The 25,701-nt window shown below is 31.8% G+C and carries 25 protein-coding genes; 13 read left to right on the top strand and 12 right to left on the bottom strand.

Annotation, left to right across the window (positions count from 1 at the left end; genetic code table 11):
* Positions 1–95: 95 nt before the first annotated feature.
* The 4 genes from EI427_RS12155 (at position 96) to EI427_RS12140 (ending at position 2,454) form a co-directional block, all read left to right on the top strand.
* Positions 96–749, top strand: coding sequence for a class I SAM-dependent methyltransferase (locus tag EI427_RS12155; protein WP_170178455.1), 654 nt, complete (start codon positions 96–98; stop codon positions 747–749).
* Between the two features lie 40 nt (positions 750–789).
* Positions 790–1,323: an OmpH family outer membrane protein gene (locus EI427_RS12150; protein WP_126614989.1), complete on the top strand. Its 534-nt coding sequence runs from the start codon at positions 790–792 to the stop codon at positions 1,321–1,323.
* Between the two features lie 81 nt (positions 1,324–1,404).
* A complete protein-coding gene (locus EI427_RS12145) occupies positions 1,405–1,911 on the top strand; it encodes an OmpH family outer membrane protein (RefSeq protein ID WP_170178454.1) in 507 nt (168 codons plus the stop codon).
* A gap of 36 nt (positions 1,912–1,947) precedes the next feature.
* Positions 1,948–2,454 carry an OmpH family outer membrane protein gene (locus tag EI427_RS12140; protein ID WP_126614985.1) on the top strand — a complete coding sequence of 169 codons (507 nt, stop codon included), beginning with the start codon at positions 1,948–1,950 and terminating at the stop codon, positions 2,452–2,454.
* Between the two features lie 72 nt (positions 2,455–2,526).
* Here the strand turns inward: EI427_RS12140 and rsmH are convergent, their stop codons facing one another.
* Both rsmH and EI427_RS12130 read right to left on the bottom strand, forming a co-directional pair.
* On the bottom strand, positions 2,527–3,450 hold the full coding sequence (gene rsmH / locus EI427_RS12135; protein ID WP_126614983.1) for a 16S rRNA (cytosine(1402)-N(4))-methyltransferase RsmH: 924 nt from the start codon (positions 3,448–3,450) through the stop codon (positions 2,527–2,529).
* Positions 3,451–3,454: 4 nt separating this feature from the next.
* Positions 3,455–5,764: a sensor histidine kinase gene (locus EI427_RS12130; protein ID WP_126614981.1), complete on the bottom strand. Its 2,310-nt coding sequence runs from the start codon at positions 5,762–5,764 to the stop codon at positions 3,455–3,457.
* A gap of 251 nt (positions 5,765–6,015) precedes the next feature.
* On the opposite strand from EI427_RS12130, the gene rimO reads away from it, so the two are divergent.
* A complete protein-coding gene (gene rimO / locus EI427_RS12125; RefSeq protein WP_126614979.1) occupies positions 6,016–7,332 on the top strand; it encodes a 30S ribosomal protein S12 methylthiotransferase RimO in 1,317 nt (438 codons plus the stop codon).
* Between the two features lie 139 nt (positions 7,333–7,471).
* Entirely contained in the window at positions 7,472–8,365 is an 894-nt protein-coding gene (locus EI427_RS12120) for a tetratricopeptide repeat protein (RefSeq protein ID WP_126614977.1), read from the top strand.
* A gap of 111 nt (positions 8,366–8,476) precedes the next feature.
* Here EI427_RS12120 and EI427_RS12115 read toward each other — a convergent pair whose 3' ends face one another.
* From EI427_RS12115 to EI427_RS12100, 4 genes are all read right to left on the bottom strand, one after another.
* Positions 8,477–9,292, bottom strand: coding sequence for a hypothetical protein (locus EI427_RS12115; protein WP_126614975.1), 816 nt, complete (start codon positions 9,290–9,292; stop codon positions 8,477–8,479).
* A 2-nt stretch (positions 9,293–9,294) separates the two neighbouring features.
* Positions 9,295–10,344 (bottom strand): ferric reductase-like transmembrane domain-containing protein, encoded by a 1,050-nt coding sequence (locus EI427_RS12110; RefSeq protein ID WP_126614973.1) that lies wholly within the window; start codon positions 10,342–10,344, stop codon positions 9,295–9,297.
* An 8-nt stretch (positions 10,345–10,352) separates the two neighbouring features.
* Complete coding sequence (locus EI427_RS12105) at positions 10,353–10,715, bottom strand: hypothetical protein (RefSeq protein ID WP_126614971.1); 363 nt, start codon at positions 10,713–10,715, stop codon at positions 10,353–10,355.
* A gap of 369 nt (positions 10,716–11,084) precedes the next feature.
* Entirely contained in the window at positions 11,085–12,344 is a 1,260-nt protein-coding gene (locus EI427_RS12100) for an asparagine synthetase B (protein ID WP_126614969.1), read from the bottom strand.
* A 239-nt stretch (positions 12,345–12,583) separates the two neighbouring features.
* Here EI427_RS12100 and EI427_RS12095 point away from each other — a divergent pair, with 239 nt between their 5' ends.
* Positions 12,584–13,816, top strand: coding sequence for an ABC transporter permease (locus EI427_RS12095; protein WP_126614967.1), 1,233 nt, complete (start codon positions 12,584–12,586; stop codon positions 13,814–13,816).
* Between the two features lie 126 nt (positions 13,817–13,942).
* Here EI427_RS12095 and EI427_RS12090 read toward each other — a convergent pair whose 3' ends face one another.
* The 5 genes from EI427_RS12090 to EI427_RS12070 form a co-directional block, all read right to left on the bottom strand.
* Positions 13,943–15,490: a DUF1254 domain-containing protein gene (locus EI427_RS12090; protein ID WP_205727854.1), complete on the bottom strand. Its 1,548-nt coding sequence runs from the start codon at positions 15,488–15,490 to the stop codon at positions 13,943–13,945.
* Between the two features lie 505 nt (positions 15,491–15,995).
* Positions 15,996–16,331 (bottom strand): cystatin domain-containing protein, encoded by a 336-nt coding sequence (locus EI427_RS12085; RefSeq protein ID WP_126614965.1) that lies wholly within the window; start codon positions 16,329–16,331, stop codon positions 15,996–15,998.
* A gap of 89 nt (positions 16,332–16,420) precedes the next feature.
* Positions 16,421–16,810 (bottom strand): VOC family protein, encoded by a 390-nt coding sequence (locus EI427_RS12080; protein WP_126614962.1) that lies wholly within the window; start codon positions 16,808–16,810, stop codon positions 16,421–16,423.
* A gap of 76 nt (positions 16,811–16,886) precedes the next feature.
* A complete protein-coding gene (locus tag EI427_RS12075) occupies positions 16,887–17,681 on the bottom strand; it encodes a helix-turn-helix transcriptional regulator (protein WP_126614960.1) in 795 nt (264 codons plus the stop codon).
* Positions 17,682–17,724: 43 nt separating this feature from the next.
* A complete protein-coding gene (locus EI427_RS12070) occupies positions 17,725–18,309 on the bottom strand; it encodes a hypothetical protein (RefSeq protein WP_126614958.1) in 585 nt (194 codons plus the stop codon).
* A 237-nt stretch (positions 18,310–18,546) separates the two neighbouring features.
* Here EI427_RS12070 and EI427_RS12065 point away from each other — a divergent pair, with 237 nt between their 5' ends.
* The 3 genes from EI427_RS12065 (at position 18,547) to EI427_RS12055 (ending at position 21,259) form a co-directional block, all read left to right on the top strand.
* Complete coding sequence (locus EI427_RS12065; protein WP_126614956.1) at positions 18,547–19,155, top strand: HAD family hydrolase; 609 nt, start codon at positions 18,547–18,549, stop codon at positions 19,153–19,155.
* A 196-nt stretch (positions 19,156–19,351) separates the two neighbouring features.
* Positions 19,352–19,900: a sigma-70 family RNA polymerase sigma factor gene (locus EI427_RS12060; RefSeq protein ID WP_126614954.1), complete on the top strand. Its 549-nt coding sequence runs from the start codon at positions 19,352–19,354 to the stop codon at positions 19,898–19,900.
* Between the two features lie 135 nt (positions 19,901–20,035).
* On the top strand, positions 20,036–21,259 hold the full coding sequence (locus EI427_RS12055) for a MalY/PatB family protein (RefSeq protein WP_126614952.1): 1,224 nt from the start codon (positions 20,036–20,038) through the stop codon (positions 21,257–21,259).
* Positions 21,260–21,384: 125 nt separating this feature from the next.
* Here the strand turns inward: EI427_RS12055 and EI427_RS12050 are convergent, their stop codons facing one another.
* Positions 21,385–22,719 (bottom strand): NfeD family protein, encoded by a 1,335-nt coding sequence (locus EI427_RS12050; RefSeq protein ID WP_126614950.1) that lies wholly within the window; start codon positions 22,717–22,719, stop codon positions 21,385–21,387.
* A gap of 299 nt (positions 22,720–23,018) precedes the next feature.
* Here EI427_RS12050 and EI427_RS12045 point away from each other — a divergent pair, with 299 nt between their 5' ends.
* Genes EI427_RS12045 through EI427_RS12035 form a run of 3 tightly spaced genes read left to right on the top strand, consistent with a single transcriptional unit; the run spans position 23,019 to position 25,693 of the window.
* Entirely contained in the window at positions 23,019–23,696 is a 678-nt protein-coding gene (locus EI427_RS12045; RefSeq protein ID WP_126614948.1) for a DUF4905 domain-containing protein, read from the top strand.
* 22 nt (positions 23,697–23,718) lie between these two features.
* The gene (locus tag EI427_RS12040; protein WP_126614946.1) at positions 23,719–24,534 is read left to right on the top strand and encodes a LysM peptidoglycan-binding domain-containing protein; all 816 of its coding nucleotides are present in this window, start codon (positions 23,719–23,721) and stop codon (positions 24,532–24,534) included.
* Between the two features lie 19 nt (positions 24,535–24,553).
* Complete coding sequence (locus EI427_RS12035; protein WP_126614944.1) at positions 24,554–25,693, top strand: glycosyltransferase; 1,140 nt, start codon at positions 24,554–24,556, stop codon at positions 25,691–25,693.
* The last annotated feature ends 8 nt before the right edge of the window (positions 25,694–25,701 follow it).

The raw sequence follows: 25,701 nt of genomic DNA, 5'->3' as shown, positions 1-25,701 counted from the left end.
TAGTAATATTTACACTTGATGATACAATTTGCATTATTTTTGAACCGTTATGAATGTGTTCAATGCAGTGCTATTACTGTGTTAAAATAATTTATATGAAACAAGTGAAAGATAGTAATACTGCTTTCTATGAAAATATGCCTCTCGATACGTTTCAAAACTTTGCCAACCAAATAGGGTTAGCAAACGGAGAAGATTTAGACGTAGTTTTTGATTCTATTAATAACTCACCCACTTTAATGGAGTTTGGATCTGGATATGGTAGAATTATAAAGGCATTATCTCATAAAAATTTTAAAGGAAATGTAATTGCTGTTGAAAGAGTTAGTGATTTAGTAGCTCTTTTAAAATCAAACTACTCGTCTCAAGTAAAGGTGCTACACGAAGACCTTTGTGATTTAGAATGGGAAGAAAATTCAATTGATACAATTCTATGGATGTGGTCTGGAATTTTGGAATTAAAACCAGAAGATCAACAATTAGTTATTAAAAAAGCACACTCTTGGCTGAAAGAAGGAGGACGTTTAATCATAGAATGTCCTAAAAATAATTCAATTTCTAAGGTCGGAATGTTATCAAATGATAAAAAAGTTGTCGTAAAGGAGGATTGGGGTGTCTTAGATGCAACACTTGTAGATGCGGAAGATATCGCTTTATATTCATCTAGGGCAGGTTTTAGCTCGCATTCGTTGCAAACTTACGAAACTACGACGCATTTGATAAGAGCAATCTATACTTTGATAAAATAAAGAATATAAACATCTTTAAGGATAATTAAACTGGAGAAATATGAAGAACTTCCTCTTGATTACTCTATTCTTTCTCATTAATCTGCCTTTAGTGAATGCTCAAAGGTTTGGATATATTGATTCACAGGTAATAATTGAACAATTACCTGAGTATAATGAGGCTGAAGGGAAATTAAAGAAATTGACGGATAAGTGGTTAAAAGAACTCGACAATATGAAATCTGAAATTGCCGATCTTGAAAGAGCTTATTCTCATGAAGAAATCTTGCTTACACCAGAAATGAAAGCAGAGAAACTAGAAAACATTGCTGAATTAAAACAGGCTTTGCGAGAGTTTCAAACCAATCATTTTGGGTATGAAGGATTGTTGTATTCGAAGAGAATGGAATATATGAAACCACTTCAGGATAAAATTTCAAAAGCTTGTCAAACAGTTGCTAGACAAAAAAAGTTGAATTTTATCTTCGATAAGGCATCAGATATCACTTTAATCTACTCAGATCCTAAATATAATTACACAGATTTCGTTTTAGACGAACTTGATGAGGGCGATCCTGAGGATTCTCCAAGATAATTTATATTTTTGCAGTTGAAAATTTTCTCCAAGTAGAAATTTACGTATAAACAGAGAAATTAAATTACACAAATGAAGAAAATGTTATTCGCGCTTTGGTCGTTGATGATGCTATCTTCAGTGGCAATGGCTCAACAGAAAGTAGCCTATATCAATGAAGATAGTGTGATTACTTCTATGGCAGAGTTTAAAACTCAGCAAAAGATTATTGAATCTTATGCAAAACAGTTTAAAACTCAGATCGAGATGAAACAACGTACATTGCAGGAGAAATACCAGCAATTGTCGCAAAGCCAAGCAACTTTAGCCCCTGCGGAGATTCAATCAAAGGAACAAGAGTTACAAGAGTTACAACAAGAGATACAAGCTTTACAGCAACGTGCTCAGGAAGGTATCAACAAGAAACAGGCTGAAGCTATGGAACCTTTAATGAAAAAGTTAGAGGGACAAGTAGCAATTGTAGCTAAAGAAGGCGGTTATACAATTGTAATTGCTCGTGGTGTAATGGCAAGAATTGGAGCATACTTAATTGATGCGAACGGTGAAGACATTACAGGTAAAGTTATTGCTAAAATGAACGGGCAATAATACCTAAGATATTTATTGACTTACAAACAAGAAACAATGAAATTAAAAGCTTTATTCGCATCTTTATTTGCGGTTATATTAATGAGTTTTGCTACTGAAAGCTCTGCTCAAACGAAAATCTTTGCTTACGCAAACCTTGATAGTGTTGTTAGAGCTATTCCTGAATTTGAATCTAAAATGAAGGAATTGGAAAGCTACCAAAATCAGTTGTATACATCTATGCAACAACAACAACAAGAGTTCCAATCTAAATATGCTGATTTCCAACAAAACCAAACTAATTGGTTACCAGAAATCATTCAACAAAAAGCACAAGAGTTAGAGTTGTTACAAAGAAACTTACAAGAGTTTCAACAAACTGCTCAGCAAAACTTTGCTAAACGTCAGGATGCTGCAATTACACCACTTCGTAAAAGAGCTGAAGTAGCTTTAGCAGAAGTAGCAAAAGCACAAGGATACCAATATGTATTACCTGTAGAGATGTTACTTTACAAAGATGGTGCAGATGATATTACAGATGCTGTAATTACAAAAGTAAAATAGTTACTTAGTAATAAGCATAAAAAAAAACCGTTTGAGTTAATCAAACGGTTTTTTTGTGTCAAATTTTTAAATCTACTTCTTAGGAAGAGGGGGTTGTTTAACCGCAACTCTTAATTTGGCACTTCTTGCCCTTCTATTGAGTGCAATTTCTTCTGGAGTAGCAGTAATCGGTTTGCTTTTTGTAGGCTTAAGAGGTCGGATTAAATTACCAAAAAAGTCTTTTTCTTGCGTACCTTCAAAGTTTCCAGATTTGAAAAAGTTTTTAACTAATCTGTCTTCCAAAGAATGGTATGATTCGATAACAAAGTGTCCGCCTACTTCTAGAATTTCGGTACCTTGCTCAATCATTTCTTTTAAAGTTTCTAGCTCTTCGTTTACTTCAATACGAATTGCTTGAAATACCTGTGCAAAGAATCTATTTTCCTTACCTCTAGGTGCCATTGGTCTTAAGACATTCATTAAATCTACTGTAGTTTCTATCTCAGCACTTGCTCTTGCTTGTACAATTAAACTAGCAGCTTTATGAGGATGCGTTAATTCTCCATACAACCTGAAAATACTCTTTAACTTGCTTTCTTCGTACTCATTAATAAGTGTTTTAGCAGATAAAGTTCCAGATTGTGCCATTCGCATATCTAAAGGAGCATCTCCTCTTGTAGAAAAACCACGAGAGGTTTCATCAATTTGATGAGAAGAAATTCCTAAATCACCTAAAATACCGGCTACTTCTTTTATGCCGTGTAATCTTAAATATCTCTTTAAATATCTAAAATTTGCTGCACAGAAAATTAAACGATCATCATTAATCTCATCAGCATTTTTCTTTGCGTCAGGATCTTGATCAAATACAACAAGCTTACCTGTTGTAAGGTGTTTTAATATTTCTCTTGTGTGGCCACCTCCACCGAAAGTGACATCAACATAAACTTTTGTAGGATCAATATTTAGTCCTTCTACACATTCGTGAAGCATCACGGGAACATGATAATCGCTCATATATCTAATAATCGTGTTTTAAATCATTTTTGCCTACAATTGGTAGGTGTATAGTAAATTCGGTATAAGATTCAGGGTTTTGTTCGGTTTTTGGTTTACTGGCAACCATAATTTCACCTCCATGTTTCTGAATAATACCGTATGAAATAGAAAGTCCTAAACCAGTTCCTTCACCAACATCTTTAGTAGTGAAGAACGGTTCGAATATCTTATCAATTACTGCCTGCGGCATACCTACACCATTATCTTTAATTGATATTGATATATGTTCATCGCCTTCTAAGTAACTAGATTTTATAGTAATTAAACCTGTATTTTGATCTACAGCTTGAATTGCGTTATTAATAATATTCATGAAAACCTGATTAATTCGACCAGGTAAACATTCTATATCAGGTAATTTATCTTGTAACTCACTTTTAATAATAGCGTTTTTCTTTTTTGCTTTATTATTAAGGATTGTAAGCGTAGAATTTATACCCTCGTTAATACTAGCGTATTTAAAAGTATCTTCATCTAAACGAGAGAAAGTACGTAAACCAAGAACAATTTCTTTTGTTCGTAACGCACCTTCTTCTATACCATTTAGTAATTGCTTAATTTCTTCGGTAATTACATCAACCTCTATCTCATTGGCTAGAGAATTAATTTCACTTACCCTTTTATCAAAAGCTTCTTTACTCTCAAATTCTTTAGTAAGATCATTGCAGCTATTTAATAACGTCAGCAAATCTTCTATATCATCTTTAAGAGGTTGTACATTTGAAGATACAAAGTTAATTGGATTATTAATTTCGTGTGCAATTCCGGCCGTTAATTGACCAAGAGAAGCCATTTTCTCAGAATTAATTAAACGAACCTGAGCAGCTTTAACTTCTTGCATTGCTTCTTCTAATTTTTGATTAGTGTAAAGCAAACTTTCAGATTGTTGTCTAAGCTCTTCTTCTGAGGTCTGAATTTCGTGATAAGCCTCAATAATTTTTTTCTTATCCGTTTCTCTATCATCAAGCATTTTGTTTGCTAAACCGGCTAAATGATCAAACTCGGCATAAGCTAAACGATCTTTATTAATCTTCACATGTTCTTTAGAGGCGTCATCAAAGAAAGTAGCAAACTCTTGGATATTGTTTGTAATACCTGTTGCCACCTTTCTTAATCTCCACCAAAGAATAGCGATAAGAAGTGTTGATAATGATAGAATTCGGAATAATTCTGTGGTAAGTTCATTAATGAGTAAAGATCTTTTGGCTGCAATTTGATCGTCTAAAGCATCTAAATATACTCCAGCACCAATTGTCCAGTCCCACTCTTTAAAATATAATATGTAAGAAAACTTCTTAGTAACCTCATTGGATGTTGGCTTCTTATAATTATAATAATAAAAATCTCCAGTCTGATTTTTATTCATTAAATGTGATGGTATATCTTGGAAGTAAGTAGTATCCCCTTTTTCTGTAGTTAGAGGTAAAGACCTAAGCTGTTTATCACTAATTTTCTTTTCTTCTTGGAAAAATTTCCATCCCATTAAAAGTGGATTACCTCTTTTGTTTACAAATAAATAACCATCTTCTCCAAAATGAATAGCAGACATTCTTTCAAGTGCTTTCAGTTGCATATCATAGGTAACATTATCCATGTATTCCCCTGTTCCTAGAATTAATCCAAGCTCTTTAAAGTACCTTAAGTAAGATGTTTTTGGGTATTGAGTAGCATCTGTTTGTCCAGGTTTACGCCAATAATATTCAAAGTAACCAGCCCCTTTAGTTTTGGCTATTTCAAATTCTTTTTTAATAAAAAAGTTTCCTCTAGCATCTTGATAGTCTAATATTCTTTTACCTTCTGCTTTAGGATCTGTTACATTCATTACAGAATACCCATCAATATGATCAATAAAGTAATATCCTCTATTTGAATTGAAACGAATAGGGTATAATGAATCTTTAATTAGATTAATAATCTGTTTTTTACTGTATCTCCCCTTATTTCTTTCGTAGATATTAGAAGCAATATGATAGGCCTCATCAACTCTATTCTTTAATGTCTTTTTTAAAGTGTTTTCAGTGTTATTTTCTAAGTACTTGATATACTTGAAAGCATTTTCTACTTCATTTATGGTAACACTTTTTTGTTTCTCTGTGAACTCATGTTCTAATTTTTCGACATCAGTTTTATAATCGCTCAATTCTTTAATAGACCAAATGCCTACTAAGAAAGTAATAGCGATTACAGAAAGAGTCATTACAGGGATAAAGGTAGCCTCTGAGATGTGCTCTTTTTTTTCACGTTTGTTATTATCTTGCTCGAAGAGCTTCATATTATATATGGAATAATAGACTATTTAAATAAATAGTCATTTCGAATCATGAGTTAATACTTTAATTTACAAAAATATCTATTTTTTATTAGATCTTCCCTCTCAAATCTTACTAATTGAGGAGTTTTACATCTTTTTTTCTTAAGGTTACCAAATGATTTACATCTCTTTAAAGTTTTGGTTGCTAACCACAAAGGAAAGCAATACTTTTGCAGTTCGAAGTAAAGTAAAATCACGAAACAAGTAATCTCTTGAAAACCAAGACACTTAAAGAAAATAAAGTCAATATTATTACACTCGGTTGTTCTAAGAACATTGTAGACTCTGAGGTAATTATGACACAGTTAAAAGGTAATGGCATTGAAGTAGTTCATGAAGCTGAAGATGATAAGTTTAATATAGTATTAATCAACACTTGTGGATTTATTGGGCATGCTAAAACGGAATCTATTGAAACGATTCTTCGTTATGCAGATGCTAAAAAAGAAGGTTTAATTGATAAAGTATATGTTTCTGGTTGTTTATCAGAAAGATATAAAGAAGATTTAGTAAACGAGATTCCTGAAGTTGATGCATTCTTTGGTACTAGAGAAGTGCCAAACTTGTTGAGAGCTTTAAACGCAGATTATAAAAAAGAATTATTAGGTGAGCGTCTTCTTACTACAGACAAACACTTTGGATACCTTAAGATTGCAGAAGGTTGTGACCGCCCTTGTTCTTTCTGTGCAATTCCTTTAATGAGAGGGAAACATGTTTCTACTCCAATAGAAGATTTGGTAAAACAAGCTGAAGACATGGTTGCTAAAGGGGTAAAAGAGATACTTCTTATTGCACAAGACTTAACATATTATGGTCTTGATATTTATAAAAAGAGACGTTTAGCAGATTTACTTAGAGCTTTATCAGATGTTGAAGGTTTAGAGTGGATACGTTTGCATTATGCTTACCCAACGGGCTTCCCAATGGATGTAATTGATGTAATGAAAGAACGTGATAATATTGCTAATTACCTTGATATTCCATTACAACACGGTTCTACAGAAATGTTGAAACGTATGCGTAGAGGTACATCTAGAGAAAAACAAGAGCAATTGATTAACGATATCCGTGCTGAGATTCCTAACATTGCTATCCGTACAACTTTAATTACTGGTCACCCAGGTGAAACAGAAGAAGAGTTTGAGGAAATGTTAGACTTTGTTGAGCGTATGCGTTTTGAACGTGTTGGTGTATTTACTTATTCTCATGAAGAAGATACACATGCTGGAGATGACATGGAAGATACTATTCCAGAAGATGTTAAACAGGAAAGAGCTGATGAGATTATGCAAATTCAGGAAGAAATTTCTGCTGAGCTTAATCAAGAAAAAGTAGGCAAAGTATTCCGTGTTTTATTTGATAAAATTGAAGGTGGTTATTTTGTAGGAAGAACAGAATATGATTCTCCTGAGGTAGATAACGAAGTGTTAGTACCTGTGGAAGAAAAGAATCATGTTCGTTTAGGTGATTTTGCAAATGTCAAGATTACTAGTGCAGAACCATTTGATTTATATGGCGAGATTGTTTAAAAAACTTGATTGTTTGCTAAGAATCAGTTAGAATAGATGAATCATTCATGAAAGACGTAAAAAATGCTCTTTGAGCGGGTTTTTTACGTCTTTCGGTATTAAAGGATATTTCTATAAGATTTTTTAACACATACACTTTATGTATACGATTTTATCACTACTTATCGTATTAAATATATATTCTGATAACAATGGAATAGGGAAGATTGCCAAGGCTAACGCACGTAAGTCTACAGCTGAATCTGCCTTTAAAGCGGAAGATTATAAAACCGCAATAGAAGAATATACTTACCTTTTAGATTCAATGAGTATTCAAGATGATGCAGCAATGCTTGATCTTGGGCATGCCTACTTTTTATCTGAAGATGCTGAAAATGCAACAAAGCGCTATGCAAGTATTCAAAATTCTGCAAATAAGAAAATTGCCTCAATTGCTAACCAACAATTGGGTGTAATTAAAGCACAGGCAAAGGAAATAAAACCTGCTCTTGCTTTCTTAAAGGCAGCAATGAAACACGATCCTAAGAATTTAGCTGCTCGTTATGATTATGAAATGCTTTTAAAGCAAAAAAATGAGCAGGATCAACAAGATCAAGAAAATAAAGACGATAATAAAGATCAAAAAGATCAAGATAAAGACAAGCAGGATAAAGATCAGGAAAAAGATCAAAATAAGGAAGATCAGGAGAAAGAGGACCAAGATCAGGAGCAACAAGATAAGCAAGATCAACAGGACCAACAGGATCAGCAAAATAAAGATCAGAAAGGTGAAGATCAACAAGATCAGGAGCAACAAGATCAAGAACAGCAGGATCAGCAAAAGGGCGAACAAGGAGAAGAGACGGAAGAGGAACGAGAGCAACGCGAACAGGAACAGGAACAACAACAGTTCAATGAGCGTATGGAAGAAATAAAAATGCCTGCTAGCCAAGCTCAAATGATTTTAGATGCACTTAAAAATAATGAAGTGCAGTACTTCCAACAGAAGAAAAAGAAATCGAATAAGAACGATAGAAATAAGCCAGATTGGTAAAAATATATAGAAATCAAGTTATCTGTGTTTTATAAAACAGAGTTAGCTTTAAACTTAAAAAGTCCTGTTCAGTATACTGAGCAGGACTTTTTTATGTGGTTTGAATTATTTCTAATGTTTACAGACAACAGTTTCTGTTGGTAATGTAGTTGTAATAGGGTAATAAGAATAGCCTTGTTCATTTATAATTAATTTTTTTGATCTATCATCTAATTCTAAGAAATTCCAGTCTTTACCTTTTTTTATTTTAGCATGAATCTGAACAGTCTTTCCTATTAGATCAAATAAATCGCTGTTGTCTTTTGTACCATCTTTCCTCGTTATGATGTAATAACTTTCTAGACCATCATTATTTCTATGAACTAAAACGGCAGGTATACCTCCAGAAATACATCGTATAGCACATGATCTGTGAATCTTACCAAAACCAGGTTTCATGATACCGAAATAACATTTAGGATCTACAATTTCTCCAATTATTGTATTATGAATTCCTTCAAGATAGTTATTGAAAGCATGGAAATTAAGCTTGCTTTCGAGTGCATTTATTTCTTCAATTTCTAAAACAGAATGTCCATTATAATAAATCAAATGGCCTTTTATTTTAACAGGCAACCCTTCTTTTTTTGGTAAATGAGCTATTCTATTTTCAGCACCAAACTTACCTTTATCAACTAAAAGTATATCTTTAAAATAACCTTTTTCTACCTCAATTTTAAGCATAGGAACAGGCTTCTGAAAGAGCATACCTTCTATTGTTGTTTCCTTAGAAAGTTCGAATGTGCCATTTTGAAATTGTTCTTGTTCTGTGCTAAAAATAATACTTGCGAATATAAGTGTTATCAAAAAAATAGGTAAGCCTATACTTAATGCTATTTTATACCTTTTGGGTAATTTATTGATGTAACCGATGTAGAAATCTTTCATAATTAAACAGAAATTATAGCAGGTGAAGTAGGTGTACCTTTAGGAAGAGGTGTTGGGTCAACGTAGACATTATTCTTTTCTAATCGAACTTTATATGTATGAATTTTCTCTGTAAAAGGAGGTGGAGATTGTCCATCTTCTGGCTTGTATTGATATCCATGCCATGGACAAGTAATACAGCCATCAATTACTTTTCCTTCTCCTAAAGGGCCATTTTGATGTTCACAGACATTTGATACTGCAGCAATTTTATTGTCGTATTTAAAAACAGCTACACGTTCAGTACCTAGTTGAATAACCTTAGCACAGTTATCATTAATGTCTTCTATTGTACAAGCCCACAAGAAGCCATCGTTTTGAATTTTACCCAATTTAGCATTAGAAGTTTTATCTCTTTGTGCTTCGGAAAAGCCAGTATAAAGATGAATACTAACTAGCCATAGACTTCCAACACATACAATAAATAAAAGATAGTTTGCATGATGTTGTTGGTAAGCTCCTAGTAAAACATGAAATACAATGAGAAGGTAGGCGAGGTAAACGAACATGTGAATTATTTTCCAAACTCTAGGACCAAGGTTGGCATTCCAAAAATCATGACTAGTTGCAGCCATTGTAAAAAGAATAATTAAGGCAAAGAAGCCTAATGTTTGGAATGGAAAATCGCCAACTGAATTATAATTTTGATTGGCTTTAAAAAGGGAATCAATGATAGAAGTATCACCTAAAGCATGAAACTGTATTAATGAAAACACTCCGTGTACAGTTGCTATTAAAAACATACTAACGCCAAGGTGCCTTCTGTTGTATAGTAAAGGCATAAAACCTTTATTAATTCTTGTAAGAGGACCGATACTAAGAATTAGTTGTAATAAGATGATTGCTAAAGAACCAAATGCTCTAATAATTAATGTTTCTAATGAGGTATTACTATCAAAAAGTAAAGTTAAACCAGCAAAGGACATTAAGTAAATTATAATTCCTAGAACGATAAATTGATCATATTTTTTCTTCTGAGGATTCCAAAGTACTGCTTGATAATCATGTGACATTGTAGCGCTTATAATTTAGATTCGAAGAGTGTTTTTTTATTAATACCGTTAATTACTAAAATTGAATTAGCATTCTTTGGTAACGAAAAATGATATCTATTTCTACTACTTATTTCACCTAAAAAGACCCTCTGATTATTTGTGTTTATAATATATAATAAAGCAGAAGGAGCTTTATAAGACTGAATAACATGAACATGTAACTGCCCATTGTCCATAGTAAATGTTACAGGGTGCTCTAGAGGCTGTGTAATTGTAATAGCAGATAAATAAGAAACGGATGTGCTTGAAGATAAATAAATCCCTATAGGAATAAGGAAAAGAATGGCTATCCAAACAATTAAATGATTATGTCTAAGAGTTGATGTCATTTTTAATTTTACTGATTAGTAAAGGCCATAAAATTATAGTTGCAGGTATAAATAATATCCTTGTTGATTTGTTTGTGGAAGCAACTAATGGATCGATTTTCTTTGCTCCCCAAATGAAGAAATAAATACTATAAAGTACTCCTAAGACAATGTATATTTTAAATACAGATAAGAAAAGTGTGAGCAGTAATTCCAAATTAAAAACGGTTGGTGAATACTAATTAGTATGATTAAATCAATACTAAAGAAATAATTATGAGTATAAATATTTACTCATTTTATCAAATACACTTAATGTATATACCTAATATAAAAAATAAAGGGTTAGAACCGAAATTCTAACCCTTAAATGAATCGTGTTAAATGGTATCACGTTTTTTGTTTTTTCTTCTTAGCTGCCGGAAATAAAATATTATTTAGTATTAATCGGTAGCCAGGAGAACTTGGGTGCAGATTCAAGTCAGTAGGTTCCTCACCAACAAAGTGTCTGTAATCTTCAGGGTCATGACCTCCAAAGAATGTCCAAGTACCTTTACCGAAAGTACCGTGAATGTACCTAGCTTCTTTAGCAGAATTACAATCACCAAGAATAATTACATCACTCTTTATTAAGTGTTTTTTAAAAGCTGTTGTTTGCCCCATAAACCCTTTAATTTGTCTTTGATGATTTTGTGTTAGCATTGTAGGAACAGGGTCCCATTTTGCTGAAAAGGCAAACAATTCGAAGAAATCATTTTCTTCTCTTAATCCTCTTTCATAAGATTGGTTATCAATTTCTGAGTATTCATATTGATAAGGATCAAGCTTTAATTTAAAATCTTTAAATGCGAAAGTGTTCTGATAATTCAATTTTTCATGAACGTCGGGGTCAACACCATCTCCATCATACATATAATCTATAATATCAATTCCTTCTGCTGCTAATGCTATATCATAAGTATCTGTAGCAGAACACATGGCAAATAAGAAGCCACCGCCAGCACAAAAATCTCTTATTTTTTTAACTACACCTGTTTTTAAATGAGACACTTTATCAAAACCATGCTTTCTAGCAGATTCTTCAAATTGATTTTGAGCTTCTATATACCATGCTTCTCTACCATAGGTAGCATAAAATTTTCCGTACTGTCCAGTAAAATCTTCGTGATGTAAGTGAAGCCAATCATACTTTGGTAAGAGGTCGGCCATCACTTCATCATCGAAAATCACATCATAGGGTATTTCTGCGTAGGTTAATACTAATGTTACAGCATCATCCCAAGGTTGTTTTGATGGAGGAGAGTAAACAGCAATACGTGGTACCGCATCTAATCTCATGATATCCATATTAGACTCTGGGTGAGCAATTTCTTCTTTTATTTGTAATGCTTGTGCATTAGAGAGTATCGAATAGTCAATTCCTCGGATAACAAGCTCTTGTTCAAAATGAGCCACATTTTCAAACATAAAACTTCCACCACGGTAGTTTAAGAGCCACTCAGCTTCTATTTCTTGCTCCAATACCCAGAACGTAACACCATACGCTTTCAGATGGTTGTTTTGTTCTTTGTCCATTGGAACAAGAATATAGTTGCCGTAGCAAGTCAACTGTGTTAAAATTAGGAAGTAAAATGAGATAATGTATTTCATAAAGTATAGGTTATTATCTGTTGTTAATAGGGGTAAAAGACATGGCAATTTGGTTTAACAGGAAAGTAAACGTAATTGTATGAACTTTTAAACTATATTTAAGTTACAATTGTTTAGAGAGGATAAATACTCTAAAAAGTAATTAAATTGAGAAAATATTACATTGTAATGTTTATAACTTTATTAAAAAATTACTGATAATAAACAATTGTACTATACTAAGAATTGATATTTAGCTTATGTACTTAATAACATATATAATAGAGGCAATTACCTCTGTGAAAGCAAATAAACTTCGGTCTTTTCTAACTTCTGCAATGATTGCTATCGGTATTATGGCATTAGTAGGAATAATGACTGCCATAGATGCTGTTCAGGATTCTATTAATTCTGGAATGGATGATCTAGGTGTAAGTAATTTCACAATTACAGATTTAACACGTAGAAGAGGTAAGTTTGGTAGGAAAGTATCTAAAAAGAATACAATTACTTACGAGCAACTGCGTAAGTTTAAGAAATTATTACCTGTAGAGGGAAAAATTAGTGTTCAGACGCCAATCTCTAGTTCTTTGGAAATTAAAAGATTATCTAAGAAAACTACACCAAATTACGGTGTTGTAGGTATTGATGACATGTACTTGTCAAATAATGGTTATACTTTAAAAGATGGACGATCCTTTTCGTCTATAGAATTATCTCAAGGTCAGAATGTAGCAATTATTGCCAAAGATGTTCGGTTAAAATTATTTGATAAGAACGAAGATCCTATAGAAAAGTCTATAGGCTTTAAAGGAAAAAAATATAGAGTAATAGGTGTTTTAGAAGAAAAAGGAGGAATTGGGGAAGGAGATGCTGATAGGCAAGTTTTTATTCCTCTACTAAATGCAAATAAGTTTGCCGCCCAACAATTATTAAATTACACAGCTACAATTAATATAACAGATCCAAGAGGTTTAGACTATGCAATGAGTGAGGCTAGGGGTATTTTAAGAATTATTCGCCAAGACCAGTTAGGTAAGCCTGATTCTTTTGAAATAAAAAGGAATGATTCTTTAAATAGTGAATTTGATCAGATGACTTTTATTTTAAGAATTGGCGGCTTGGCTATTGCGATTGTAACACTATTAGGAGCATCAATTGGCTTGATGAATATAATGATGGTTTCTGTAACTGAAAGAACCAGAGAAATAGGTATTAGAAAGGCGATGGGTGCAACTCCAACAGCTATTCGCCAACAGTTTTTATTAGAAGCTATTTTTATTTGTTTGATAGGCGGAGCAGTGGGTGCATTTTTAGGTGCAGGCATTGGGAATATTATAGCAGTATTTTTAGAATCTGAGAGTTTTGTTTTACCATGGATGTGGATAACAATCTCAATTTTTGTCTGTGTAGGTGTTGGTGTAGTTTCAGGATATTATCCAGCAAGAAAAGCATCTAGATTAGACCCTATAGAATCATTAAGGTTTGAATAAACAAGTTTCTACTTAAAAGTATCAAATACAATTTTGGGTAGTGTATTTATAAGGATAAATTGAAAAAGGCATATTGATTGAATTTCTTCATCAATATGCCTTTTGTATAATAAGTATATATGTAGTCTATTTTACTAAAACTGCATCAGAAGGATACCACTTATTTTCGAACCACGGTTCTAAAGGGCCGTAAAGTCTAAATATTGTATTCCATCCTTTAGAAGGATTTGTCTGAATCCAGTTTTTCTCAAAACCTTTAGGTGCTTTAGGACCAATAAAAATGTCCCAAGATCCGTCTTTGTTTTGTACTAATCCTTTTTGGTTACTATCTATCCCAGGGAATCTTTGATCTGTTTGTAACATAGATCTAGATTGGTTGTCATAAATAGTAAACGACCAGAAATCTTTCATTGGAGGATTAGCTGGTACATGGAATTTATAGGTTTTGCTACCGTCAAAAGTATTTCCATCTTTATCAGAATAAGCAATAGAGTATTGAGAGCCTTTACCAACAATTTTCATAGACATTGCAGGAGTAATTCCTGTTGCATAAAAATGAAAAGCACTTCTAGCATCTAATAATCTAGCCCCATTATGTTCAAATAAATAACTCTTATAGGCCAACGGATTTAGCCATTGTGTATTAGGAAATTTGAATAAATACTTACTTCTTGGTTTCGCCATCTCGGTACGAACAATAGCACTACCAACTTTAGCCGCTTCTTTCAAAATTTCTTTCATTCTATTGTCTGGAGCAAACTTTTTACCCTTTTCAATACCAATAGCTGCTAATGAACCTAAAATTTCAGGATTTTCTCCAAAAGTAGGTTCAGCCTGAATCACTGCATCAATTTCATCATAAATTCTTTCGTCCATTTTATGAATTGTATTGAATTCTTTTCCAGAAACATTTACAAAGTTCATTGCAGGAGGATTATCCTTTTGAGATAATGGGTATACCTTATACGTTTTTTTGGTGTCTTGGATAGCAGGTAGTGGACTTCCATTTTTTTGAAAACCTCTCCAAATAACCCAATGACCATATGTATTAGCTTGTTTTACAAAGTATCCTTTCGGTACTTTTCCTTTATAATTAGGAGGTAAGATTAAAAATTTACCACCTTTTGATTTATCTGGACCTAGACGTCCAAAATCTGCAACATATTTAAAATAATGATCATCTATAATTCCTAAAACATCAGGAGGAGTTTCAATAACTATAGGTTCGTCACCAAGTTCTAACCACGACATCATATATACAGAAGTAGTATTCGCTGTTAGAAACAGTGCCTTAGAATCCATTAAATCTTCAAAAAGCAATGCTGTTTGATTAGCAGGACCAAAAGATAATATACCTTGTTTCATAGCTTCCATAGATGCCAACTGAATACCTTTTGTGTAGGCATCAATAGCATTTATTAGATCGAGATAATCATACACTTTATCTACTGTATTAGGTAATGGAACACCATCATAAAAAGATAAATCACCTAATGTTTTAGATTTAATTACATTCGGACTTTCAATGCCATCAGGTATTTCTGTAGACATTTTCATCTTTTGTATTTTTGTACTAGAAGTGTCTTCAGTAACTGGGGTTGATTGTGGAGTACAACCAACAAAAAATTGCCCCATTAATAAGAAGGATAAAACAGGAGTTATTTTACTATTCATAGATTTTTTACTAGTTGCTTACAGTTTATTTGCGAAGCGATTTCAGAATATAATTTTTTTTTGAGTAAAAGTTTGAAAGTGTACTCTATATAAAGTTAGAAGAAGTAACCGATTACACTACTATTCTTTTAATAATTCTTGCGAATTCCAATCGCCAACCTTTTTGATCTGAAATTTGTCTAATGATTTATTAGTAATATGTATCAATAGATTCTTATAAAGAAGGTGAATACAATAGAGAACTTTATGTTAACCTCTTTAGGTATAGAGATTAACACGAATGTGAATAAGTATAAGATCGACTACTTATCTAGTAAATAGTAGGAGTATTAGTTCTATTCTTTGCTAAAGAATAATAAACAGACCATAAAAATAGTGGGCATTTTTTATGGTTTACTGTTTAAAATAGCTCCTATGGTAGTAAAAAATGCATGTTGATAACTTTCTAATTATCATCATTCAAAATAGTTGAGAATTAAAAGATAGAAGTTCAAATGTTTACAACTTATTTATTTAAAGATTTGCTAAGAAGAGTGTAATTGCCAGAAAGATCTTTATATACTTTTACAGACCATATTTCATTGTTTTGTAATTTAAAAACAACTTCATAATTCATTCCACTAACAACTTGCTTCTTAGCACTAATTATATCTTTGAGTGGAGAAGAAGTTCCTAATTCTTTTATAGCAAAAGTAGTTGCACTTTCTACTTCATTATTAATATCAGCAGTACTCCATGCACCAACAAGTTGTTGTTTCTTATTGTCCTTATCATTTTCTTGATTTTGACTACAAGCTGTAGATAAAAATGCTAAAATCGCTAAAAGTTTAAATGTGTTCATAACTAAAATTGTTCGTAAATAAATATGCTACTTCTAGATTTAAAATTAAGAATTATTCTTTGGAAATAGCGTTTTACTTAAAAGGTTATTTATTCTGCAATTTCAATATGATTTCCTTCAGGATCTTCAATTACACTTTCGTAATAGCCATCGCCTGTTACACGAGGTTCTCCAAAAATTGTAAAGCCATCGGTTCTTAAACGTTCGGTTAAAACATGAACATTTTCACGATTACCAACAGATATAGAAATGTGAGTGTAACCAAAACCTATACTATGACTACCTTCTAACTCAATAATATCTGCTCTTGTCATTAGTTCAATTCTAGATGACGAATCATCAAAAGATAAGAAGTAGGAGCTGAATTGTTTTTTTTGATTTACATACAAATCATTACTTTTCATCCCAAAGTACTTAGTATAAAAGTCTTTCATTTTTTCAATGTCACGTACCCAAATTGCTATGTGTTCAATCTTCATGTCTTTACTTTTTTTATTAGATTCTAAGACAAAAGTACAATGCCTGCTTATCTATAAATTGTATGTTTTAAGCACTTTATAAAAGTCTGAAATTGTAATTAATAATATTCGTTTCTTTATCTGCAGCTTTTATTAGATTCTGATAAGCAGACGGGGTTCTGTTTAGAAAATATTTAAACTCTCTTATAAAATGTGCTTGATCAAAATAACCAGAATCTGTTGCGATATTGGTTAGACTTTCTTCACTATCAATCAAATCACATAACGATCTTCTAAATTTTATTAAGCGTTCAAATCGTTTAGGAGATAAACCAATAATTTTAGAAAATAGCCTATTTAGAGAAGTATAATTTGTGTTATGTTCCTTACAATACTCATCTATAGAAATCATAGATTCTGTTTTTCTGAAATATTGATAATAATCACGTACTAAATTAGCCTCATCATAATTTTTTTGAATGAACATCTTTTTTAATTGATCGTAGATAGTGTTCAATCGTTCTACATCAGAATTACTCTTATTAAAAATAGAAACATCTAATGGGGGATAGAAGTCTATACTTTTATTCATGATTTCTTCCCCTCGGATATCTAAAAATGAGTGTAAGCCATGTGGATATAATCGAGCTCCTATAAACCTACTTCCTTTTGGATAATGAATACAAGATGATTGTAAACTTAACCCTTCAATTTGTGGAGAGTTTTTTATTTCTCCATTGTATGTATAAGTTGATTGATTTAATGGGATAATTATATTTACATACTGACTTGGGGGTGTGATTAAATCAGTATCTTCTGCTTTGTTATCAATAATCCATAGACGTTCTATTAAGTCTGGATAATGGTTTACAGGGTAAGAGGTTATTTCCATATTAGTTAGGTTTTAGAGAAATTAAGTTTAATAAAATTTATTACTATTTGATTTTACTGCCTAGATATTTACTTATTTCACCACTTGTCATATAATGTATATCTTCTGCAGGAGCGGCTTTTAAAGTATACCAATAAAAAGAAGTGTCAATCTTTACAGTTGTATATAAATCTAAAAAAATCTTATGCTCATCATGGTCTTTAGGATATTCGATTGCTGCTTTTTCTGAACCGGCCCAAGAATGAACTCCAATTTTAGCACCTTCCACAATTATTAATCTTTTCCCAGAAACAAAGAGATCTGCTCCTCCAGATTCAACAACAGAATTTTCTAATAATTCTGTATTAATTCCTTGTTTATAAATCAGAAGGCAGGATTTTACGTTCCAATCGTCATTAATAGAACCAGGTATTTGTTGTAAAATTAATGTGTTAATCTGAGGGTTTTCCTTTAACGCTTTTTGAAGACGTTTATAAAATGTTTTTCCTAGAATACCATTTACATATGCTTTTTCACCTTTTATTTCGATTGAAGCAGTAGAAAGTTCACTATTTTTTAATAATGCTTTTTCAGATGTACAACTAATAAGGCCGATTGTTAATATGGTGATGAATAAATAGTTTTTCATTTGATAATTTTTAGGTCAATCAATTTAAAGGGAGATGCAAACTACGTTACTAAAAACATAACTAATCTAATTTTACTCTTAATATTTCTTTTGTCTTAGAACAGTCAAATTCTTTTTACGTCAAGTACCAATTTTAAGATGCAGTATTTTTTTGTGTAAAATGAAAAGTGTTTAAAATATACAATTAAAGGGCATACCTATCCTGTACTTTTGTATTATCATTAAACAATAAAGTGCATGGAAATAAAAAATATAGTCTTCGATTTTGGAGGAGTTCTTATTGATTGGAACCCATTGTATCTTTTTGACGATAAGTTTACAGATAAAAAGGAATTACAATTCTTTTTAGAGAACGTTTGTACTACTACTTGGAATCAAGATTTAGATAAAGGATATCCTTTTGAAAGTGGGGTAAATGATCTAATTCTGAAGTTTCCAGAATTCACCAAAGAAATTAAATTATTTCACACCAATTGGGATGAAATGATTAAAAGTGATATCCCTGAAAATAGCTCACTTTTAGACAACCTGAAAGAAAATTATAAGTTGTATGGTCTTACAAACTGGTCATCTGAAACTCTTCCAATACTATATAACCGTTTTTCCTTCTTTAAATATTTTAAAGGAGTAGTGGTATCGGGAGAAGAAAAAATCTGTAAACCTGATGTGGAAATTTATACTATTCTGACAGATCGATATAATTTAAAACCGAAGCAGTCCGTGTTTATAGATGATAATTTAACGAATGTTCAAGCAGCTGAAATATTAGGTTTTAAGGTTGTACATGTGAAAAAGACAACGAATTTAAAAGAAGAATTAAAAAAACTTGGAGTAGTATTCCAATAAAGATAAGAGTAATAATTTTTGTTGACGAATAGAGAGTATAAGGGAATCATATTTAGATAGTAAAATATTTAATGTGGTCTCCCTTATTTTTTTTCTGAGATTTTCTTGTGCTATTTTAATGCTCTTGAAAATAAATATATTACATCTTCATTACTTATGTGACGGATATACGTATTTAGTAATAAATTGAAGAATTATGGAAACAGAATTAATATCGGTTTGGAATCAGATGAATGACCGTTTGGTAAACTTCGTAAAAGGAAAAACTAAAGATGAAGAGTTATCTAAGGATATAGTTCAGGAAGTTTTTTTAAAGGTGTTTTCTAAAATTGATACATTAAAAGATAAAGACAAATTAGTCTCGTGGATTTATCAGATAACAAGAAATGAAATAGTATCTCACTTTAGGCAAAACAAGTTTGAAATACCATCTGACGACTTTTTCCAGGAAAAGGAATTTGAAGAAGAAGATTTAAAGTCAGAAGTAATAGAATACATGCATCCTATGATAGGTACTTTACCTCCTAAATATAGAGAAGCGCTGATACTTTCAGATATAGAAAATATGCCTCAGAAAGAATTAGCGAAGAGGCTACAAATATCTTATTCAGGTGCAAAATCTCGGGTTCAAAGAGGAAGACAAATGTTAAGAGCAACCTATGATAAATGCTGTAATATTACTACAGATAAGTATGGAGAAATCTTAGAATGTAAACCTAAAAAGTGTGATGATAATTGTGACTAACTAAATTTTTGCGTCTTTTTTTTTGTTTGACGTCTATAGGTTGATTTTAAAAGAAAACAACAAGTTGTGTTTTATATTTCAAAGCTAAAAACTTTGAAATAAGCATAATTAGACAATATAAAAACAAAAAAAGAGATGAGTTTATTAGATATTAAGCACGAGGTAAAAAACAATTTTGCTAAAAGTAATCCAAATTTTTTGCAATCTATGTTTGGGAATACAGAAGCAACACCTCTATGGATTGCAGATATGGATTTTAAAGTAGCTGAACCAATTACAGAAGAGCTAAACCGTATTGTTGAAAGAGGTATTTATAGCTATGAATTTATTGAAAAAGATGTTTTTAAAGCCATTAAAAATTGGAATTTTAAAAGACACCAACTTGATTTAAATACAGATGCTTTTTTACAAGTTCCAGGTGTATTAACAGGAATCTCATTATTAATTAGAGAACTATCTAAAGAGGGTGAGGGAGTAGTTGTTCAAACTCCTGTATATCATCAATTTTTTAAAGTAATAAAGTCAGCTAAAAGAGAAGTTATAGAAAATCCTTTGAAAATAGTTGATGGTGTTTATTCTATTGATTTTAAAGATCTAGAATTAAAGTTTAAACAAGGGAACGTAAAGCTGATGATTCTTTGTAATCCACACAATCCGGTTGGTAGAGTTTGGAGTAAAGAAGAAATGACAAAATTAACGTTATTGGCAAATCAATATAACGTCACAATTATTAGTGATGAAATACATTCCGATATAATTTTTTCTACATCAAAGTTTAATAGTATAGTCTCTGTAGATACATTACATAAACATGTTGCAGTGATAGGATCACCAGCAAAGACTTTTGGAATGCATAGTATTTCTAATGGTTATTTATATATTTCTAATGAAGAAATGCGAACGCAATTAAAGGGAGTTATTGGAGGAATGTATTTAGATCATGGAAATGCATTATCTGCATATGCAACTATTGCAGCATATACAAAAGGAGAAGAATGGTTGAATGAATTACTAGGTTATCTAGAAAAAACAAATTGTTGGATTGAGAGTTTTCTTTCAAAAGAATTACCAGAAGTAAAGTTATTTAAACCAGAAGGAACCTATCAAATATGGTTAGATTTTAGTGGTTTAAAACTTTCTGATGATGCTCTGAATCATTTAGTTTTTAATAGAGCAAACCTTGCATTAACTCCAGGAAATTGGTTTGGAGATAATCATTCTTCATTTATGAGGTTGAATACTGCATCTCCATTGTCTACAATTCAAGAAGCTTTTCAAGAACTTAAAACAGCAATTAATTGTAATATAGAGGGACAGGATGTAGAGGCTAAACCTAAAAACTCATGTTGTTCTTGCTAATTGTAGCAGTGAAAATGTGATTATATTTAATTTTATAATCATTATTCTTTAAATAAAGCAAAAGGTCTAAAACGTAGTAGTTTAAACACGTTTTAGACCTTTTTATATGTTTTAATAGATGATTTTTAGCTTAATGTTCTCACTTTTAAAGTTGAGCCACTTTGTTCAACTACCTCAATAGGTGTTCCTTTAGAGATAAAATCACCTTCTGTTGTTGCATCATATACTTGATCATCAATTTTAACTTTCCCTGCTGGTCTTAAAACTGTATAAGCAAGTCCTGTTAAACCGATATAAGAAGTTACCAAGAAATCTGCAGAACTATCGAGTGTATCTTCTAATGCAATTTTATTAAAAATTGGGCTATCCAATAACTTATGACCGAACAAGAAAATTCCTCCTCCACCAATAAAAATAGCAGAAGTAACGCTAATTAAAGAGGTAGCAATACTTTCTGTAGATACAAACGTGAAATCAAAATACTCATTATCTAGCATTACTAATGTTAACCCTAAAATTAAACTGACAATTCCGGAAATTCCGGTAACGCCAAAGCCAGGAACTACAAAAACTTCTAACATTATTAAAAGAAGTCCGGCGGCAATGATTATCAATTCCCAATTAGCAGCCATCCCGCTAAGGTAATAAGGTACTAAGTATAAAACCGCTGCAATTATTGCTGCTGCAATAGGAAATCCAATTCCAGGAGATTGAAGCTCAAAATAGATTCCACCTAAAATTATCAATATTAGAATACTACTAATGGCAGGGTTTAAAAACAATGCAATAATAGATTCTGTTGTTGGAGGTGTATATTTTTTGAGTTCATAAGAAGTGATATTATTTCTTTCTAAGATTTCTTTTACTCCTGTCACTTCTGCTTCACAAAATTCATATTTAATAGCTTCAGTAGTCGTAAAAGTAATTACAGCACCTTCTTCAGAAATACCCTCAACTACTAAATCTTGATCTACCATCGCTTCTGCAATTTGAGGATCTCTTCCGTTTGCTTCGGCAGTAGAACGCATCATTGAACGCATGTAAGATTGGTATTTATCGGGAGCTTTTTCTCCAGAACCACCCATAACTACAGTTGCAGCACCAATATTAGAACCAGATTCCATATAAATAGAATCACAAGCAATAGATATTAACGCACCAGCACTGGCAGCATTTTTATTTATGAATGCAAAAATTGGTTTTGGATAATCTAAGATTAACTGACGGATTTTATCGGCATCATTTACAGCACCTCCGTAAGTATCTAGATCAATAATTACATAATCTGCATTTAATTCTGTTGCCTCGTTAAGAGCATTTTCTACTAATCGAGATGTTCTAGGATCAATTTCGGCACGTAATGCAAATTCGAAAACGATGGGGTCTTTATCTTCTGCAAGAGTGTTTAGACTACTAAATAGTAATAATCCAAGGAGTATATAGTGAACGAATTGTTTCATGCTATTCGAGTAATTTATGCTGTTTATTATAAAACTCTATTTGTCTTAATCGGTTTTGTTTTTTCTCGATTATCTTATAAAGATACGTATTTCTTCATTAAATGATGGGATTCTTCGGCTTTTAGATAAATGAAACTTTGGAATATATTTTAAATCATGATACATCAAAAAGAGAATTGAAATTCTTACTTATTTAACTTCTTGATAAGCTCTAAAATTGCTCTCATTTTCTTAAATATTTTTGTGTAGTCAATTATAAATATTGATCTTTGGACCTATCAAAATACAGAAAACGAGATATGGATAAACTTCAATTAAACTATTCTTTTAATGCACACGGATTGATTTGGCGTGTTATGTATTCAGCTTCTTTAAAGGTAATTTTATTGGAGATGCGCGATGGCGAAAGAAAAGAAGTAAGTTTTGCAGCTTTGAATGTTGTAACAGGAAAAGTATTGTGGGAAGGTCTACAATTAGACGATTCTTGGTGGGTTTCTATGGCAGGAGTAAAAGATGGCTTTTTGTACTTCTCTCGTTTTGATGCAGAAAGTAGTATTCCTAAAGTTAGTAACTTGATTAAGCTGGATATTTTAGAAGCTGCAATTATTGAAGATAATCAAGAAGATCCAATAGATTTAGTAAGTGCCGAAAACTTTATTTTACCTATTGTTTATCCTAAAGGTGTATCACATAATACAACATTAACCGAGTTTTTATCATCAAAAAAATTCTTGGTAGAAGAGAGTGATATACATTATTTAGAGAGTAATGATAAAATTATTTTTGTATTCTTAGAAAATAGTAGTGGGGAACTTCGTAGAAAACTGCTAATTTGTAATTTATCCGGAGAGGTAATCTATGAAGATACTATGGATGTGGACGTAAAAGCTCAGATTATGGATAGTTTTTTTGTAGCAGAAAATATGCTTCTCTATATTAAGGATAAAGAAATTTGGAATGCAGTTCCCCTAGCATAAATATCAATAGGAAACATACAACATGAGAGTATTACTTTTTTTTCTCTATTTTTTCATTCTTCCAATTGTAGCTACACACGCACAAACTACGGTATCTCACGAGGTACAAGATCAAGAAACATTATTTTCAATATCTAGAAAATACAATGTGTCTGTTACAGAAATTGTTGACGCAAATAACATTCAAAATAATGTAATTAAGATTGGTCAGGTACTTACAATTCCACAGAAAGGGGAAGTTGAAGAAGACCCTTACAATGTTCCTGCTACAGAAGTAATACCAGCAATAAAGATTACTCCAGCTCAAAATTTGGTGATCAAAGAAGCGATTTATTATTCTGCACAAGATGGCGAAACACTTCGTCAGGTAGCTTATATATATCAAGTGCCTGTAGATAGTTTGGCTGTTTGGAATGGATTTTTACCAGATCAGATGCTTGTAGAAAATCAGCAAATTGTAGTGAGTATTACAGGAGAAGTAAATAAAGTAGATGAAACTGCAAATAAAGTACAATCAAAATCTTATGCAGATTTAACCGTTCAAGAAGCAGAAGATTATGATATTCCTATGCAGAAAGTAGAGAGAGGAAATGGCATTATTGTCGATTTGCCTAATAATACAAGTAAGCTAATGGCATTACATAGAAAAGAAACAGTAGGTTCTTATATAAAAGTGATCAATCCAAATAACGATAAAGAAGCAATTGTTAGAGTGGTGGCAGCTTTACCAGATCAAAGCATTGCTGATGGCGTTATTATTAAAATTTCTGAGCAAGTAGCGAAGAAAATTGGGGTTGTAAACGAAGAATTTAGAGTGAGAGTTGAATACAATCAATAATTGCTTTAACGAATAGATTATGAAGATTGCCATACTTTCTACCTTTTATCCATTAAGAGGTGGAATTGCCACTTATGGGGCTGCACTTTTAAAAGCTTTAGAAAATGAAGGTCATGTTGTAAAGGCATTTACATTTTCTAGACAATACCCTGATTTTTTGTTTCCAGGAAAGTCACAATATATTACAGAAGAGGATAATGTTGAAAGCGTAGAATCTGAAGAGGTTCTGGACTCAATTAATCCGATAACTTATTATACTACTGCCAAAAAAATAAAAGCATTTAAACCTGATGTTTTAATTACTCAATTTTGGATGTCTTTTTTTGGACCATCTATGGGGACGGTAGCTAAATTACTGAAAAACGACTGCATTACTTTAAGTATTTTACATAATGTAATTCCTCATGAAGGTCGTTTTTTTGATAAACCTTTTACAAAGTACTACTTAAATCAGCACCATTGTTTTGTAACAATGAGCGATGTTGTTGAAAAAGACTTAAGAAGTTATGAACCGATAAAGCCTAGCCTATTAAAAGCTCATCCATTATATAATCATTTTGGTGATCCACAAAACCAACAAGAAGCACAGTTAAAAATAGGAGTAGAAACGGGTAAAAAGACATTATTATTCTTTGGGTTTATAAGAGATTACAAAGGGCTAGATATTCTTATCAAAACATTTGATCAACTCGACGATTCGTATCAATTACTTATTGCTGGAGAAGTTTATGGCTCTTTTGATAGTTATACTAAGCTTATTGAAGAAAATAGAAATAAAGAACGTATTCATATATTCAATCAGTACATTTCAGATCAAGAAGTAGGCGATTACTTTTCTGCTGCAGATGTTTGTGTGTTACCTTATAAGTCGGCTACTCAAAGTGGAATTACATCAATTGCGTTGCATTTTGAGGTACCATTAATTGCTACTGATGTAGGCGGTTTAAAAGAACTTATAATTAATGGAGAGACAGGAGAAATTGTTCCTTCTGCAACTGTAGATCATTTAAAGAGAGGTATTGATACTTTTTTTAATAATGATATCAAGCAGTATAAATTAAAAATTATTGAGCTGAAAAAGGAAATGTCTTGGAAGAATTTTGCTTCTAAATTACAAGACTTTATCCTAAATATTAATAGAAACTACCAATCTAAATAGCTTGTGTT

Origin of the sequence: Flammeovirga pectinis, assembly GCF_003970675.1 — a bacterium.
GTDB classification, from domain to species: Bacteria; Bacteroidota; Bacteroidia; order Cytophagales; family Flammeovirgaceae; genus Flammeovirga; species Flammeovirga pectinis.
This window is presented reverse-complemented; position numbering and strand designations above follow the sequence as displayed.

What these genes read in the sequence shown, in the direction of transcription:
- EI427_RS12105 (WP_126614971.1), bottom strand. Translation starts at nt 10,715, where the DNA reads ATGACATCAACTCTTAGACATAATCATTTAATTGTTTGGATAGCCATT.
- EI427_RS12080 (WP_126614962.1), bottom strand. Translation starts at nt 16,810, where the DNA reads ATGAAGATTGAACACATAGCAATTTGGGTACGTGACATTGAAAAAATG.
- EI427_RS12110 (WP_126614973.1), bottom strand. Translation starts at nt 10,344, where the DNA reads ATGTCACATGATTATCAAGCAGTACTTTGGAATCCTCAGAAGAAAAAA.
- EI427_RS12055 (WP_126614952.1), top strand. Translation starts at nt 20,036, where the DNA reads ATGAGTTTATTAGATATTAAGCACGAGGTAAAAAACAATTTTGCTAAA.
- EI427_RS12075 (WP_126614960.1), bottom strand. Translation starts at nt 17,681, where the DNA reads ATGGAAATAACCTCTTACCCTGTAAACCATTATCCAGACTTAATAGAA.
- EI427_RS12065 (WP_126614956.1), top strand. Translation starts at nt 18,547, where the DNA reads ATGGAAATAAAAAATATAGTCTTCGATTTTGGAGGAGTTCTTATTGAT.
- EI427_RS12140 (WP_126614985.1), top strand. Translation starts at nt 1,948, where the DNA reads ATGAAATTAAAAGCTTTATTCGCATCTTTATTTGCGGTTATATTAATG.
- rsmH (WP_126614983.1), bottom strand. Translation starts at nt 3,450, where the DNA reads ATGAGCGATTATCATGTTCCCGTGATGCTTCACGAATGTGTAGAAGGA.
- EI427_RS12155 (WP_170178455.1), top strand. Translation starts at nt 96, where the DNA reads ATGAAACAAGTGAAAGATAGTAATACTGCTTTCTATGAAAATATGCCT.
- EI427_RS12050 (WP_126614950.1), bottom strand. Translation starts at nt 22,719, where the DNA reads ATGAAACAATTCGTTCACTATATACTCCTTGGATTATTACTATTTAGT.
- EI427_RS12035 (WP_126614944.1), top strand. Translation starts at nt 24,554, where the DNA reads ATGAAGATTGCCATACTTTCTACCTTTTATCCATTAAGAGGTGGAATT.
- EI427_RS12060 (WP_126614954.1), top strand. Translation starts at nt 19,352, where the DNA reads ATGGAAACAGAATTAATATCGGTTTGGAATCAGATGAATGACCGTTTG.
- EI427_RS12095 (WP_126614967.1), top strand. Translation starts at nt 12,584, where the DNA reads ATGTACTTAATAACATATATAATAGAGGCAATTACCTCTGTGAAAGCA.
- EI427_RS12145 (WP_170178454.1), top strand. Translation starts at nt 1,405, where the DNA reads ATGTTATTCGCGCTTTGGTCGTTGATGATGCTATCTTCAGTGGCAATG.
- EI427_RS12130 (WP_126614981.1), bottom strand. Translation starts at nt 5,764, where the DNA reads ATGAAGCTCTTCGAGCAAGATAATAACAAACGTGAAAAAAAAGAGCAC.
- EI427_RS12150 (WP_126614989.1), top strand. Translation starts at nt 790, where the DNA reads ATGAAGAACTTCCTCTTGATTACTCTATTCTTTCTCATTAATCTGCCT.
- EI427_RS12085 (WP_126614965.1), bottom strand. Translation starts at nt 16,331, where the DNA reads ATGAACACATTTAAACTTTTAGCGATTTTAGCATTTTTATCTACAGCT.
- EI427_RS12100 (WP_126614969.1), bottom strand. Translation starts at nt 12,344, where the DNA reads ATGAAATACATTATCTCATTTTACTTCCTAATTTTAACACAGTTGACT.
- EI427_RS12120 (WP_126614977.1), top strand. Translation starts at nt 7,472, where the DNA reads ATGTATACGATTTTATCACTACTTATCGTATTAAATATATATTCTGAT.
- EI427_RS12090 (WP_205727854.1), bottom strand. Translation starts at nt 15,490, where the DNA reads ATGAATAGTAAAATAACTCCTGTTTTATCCTTCTTATTAATGGGGCAA.
- EI427_RS12045 (WP_126614948.1), top strand. Translation starts at nt 23,019, where the DNA reads ATGGATAAACTTCAATTAAACTATTCTTTTAATGCACACGGATTGATT.
- EI427_RS12115 (WP_126614975.1), bottom strand. Translation starts at nt 9,292, where the DNA reads ATGAAAGATTTCTACATCGGTTACATCAATAAATTACCCAAAAGGTAT.
- EI427_RS12070 (WP_126614958.1), bottom strand. Translation starts at nt 18,309, where the DNA reads ATGAAAAACTATTTATTCATCACCATATTAACAATCGGCCTTATTAGT.
- EI427_RS12040 (WP_126614946.1), top strand. Translation starts at nt 23,719, where the DNA reads ATGAGAGTATTACTTTTTTTTCTCTATTTTTTCATTCTTCCAATTGTA.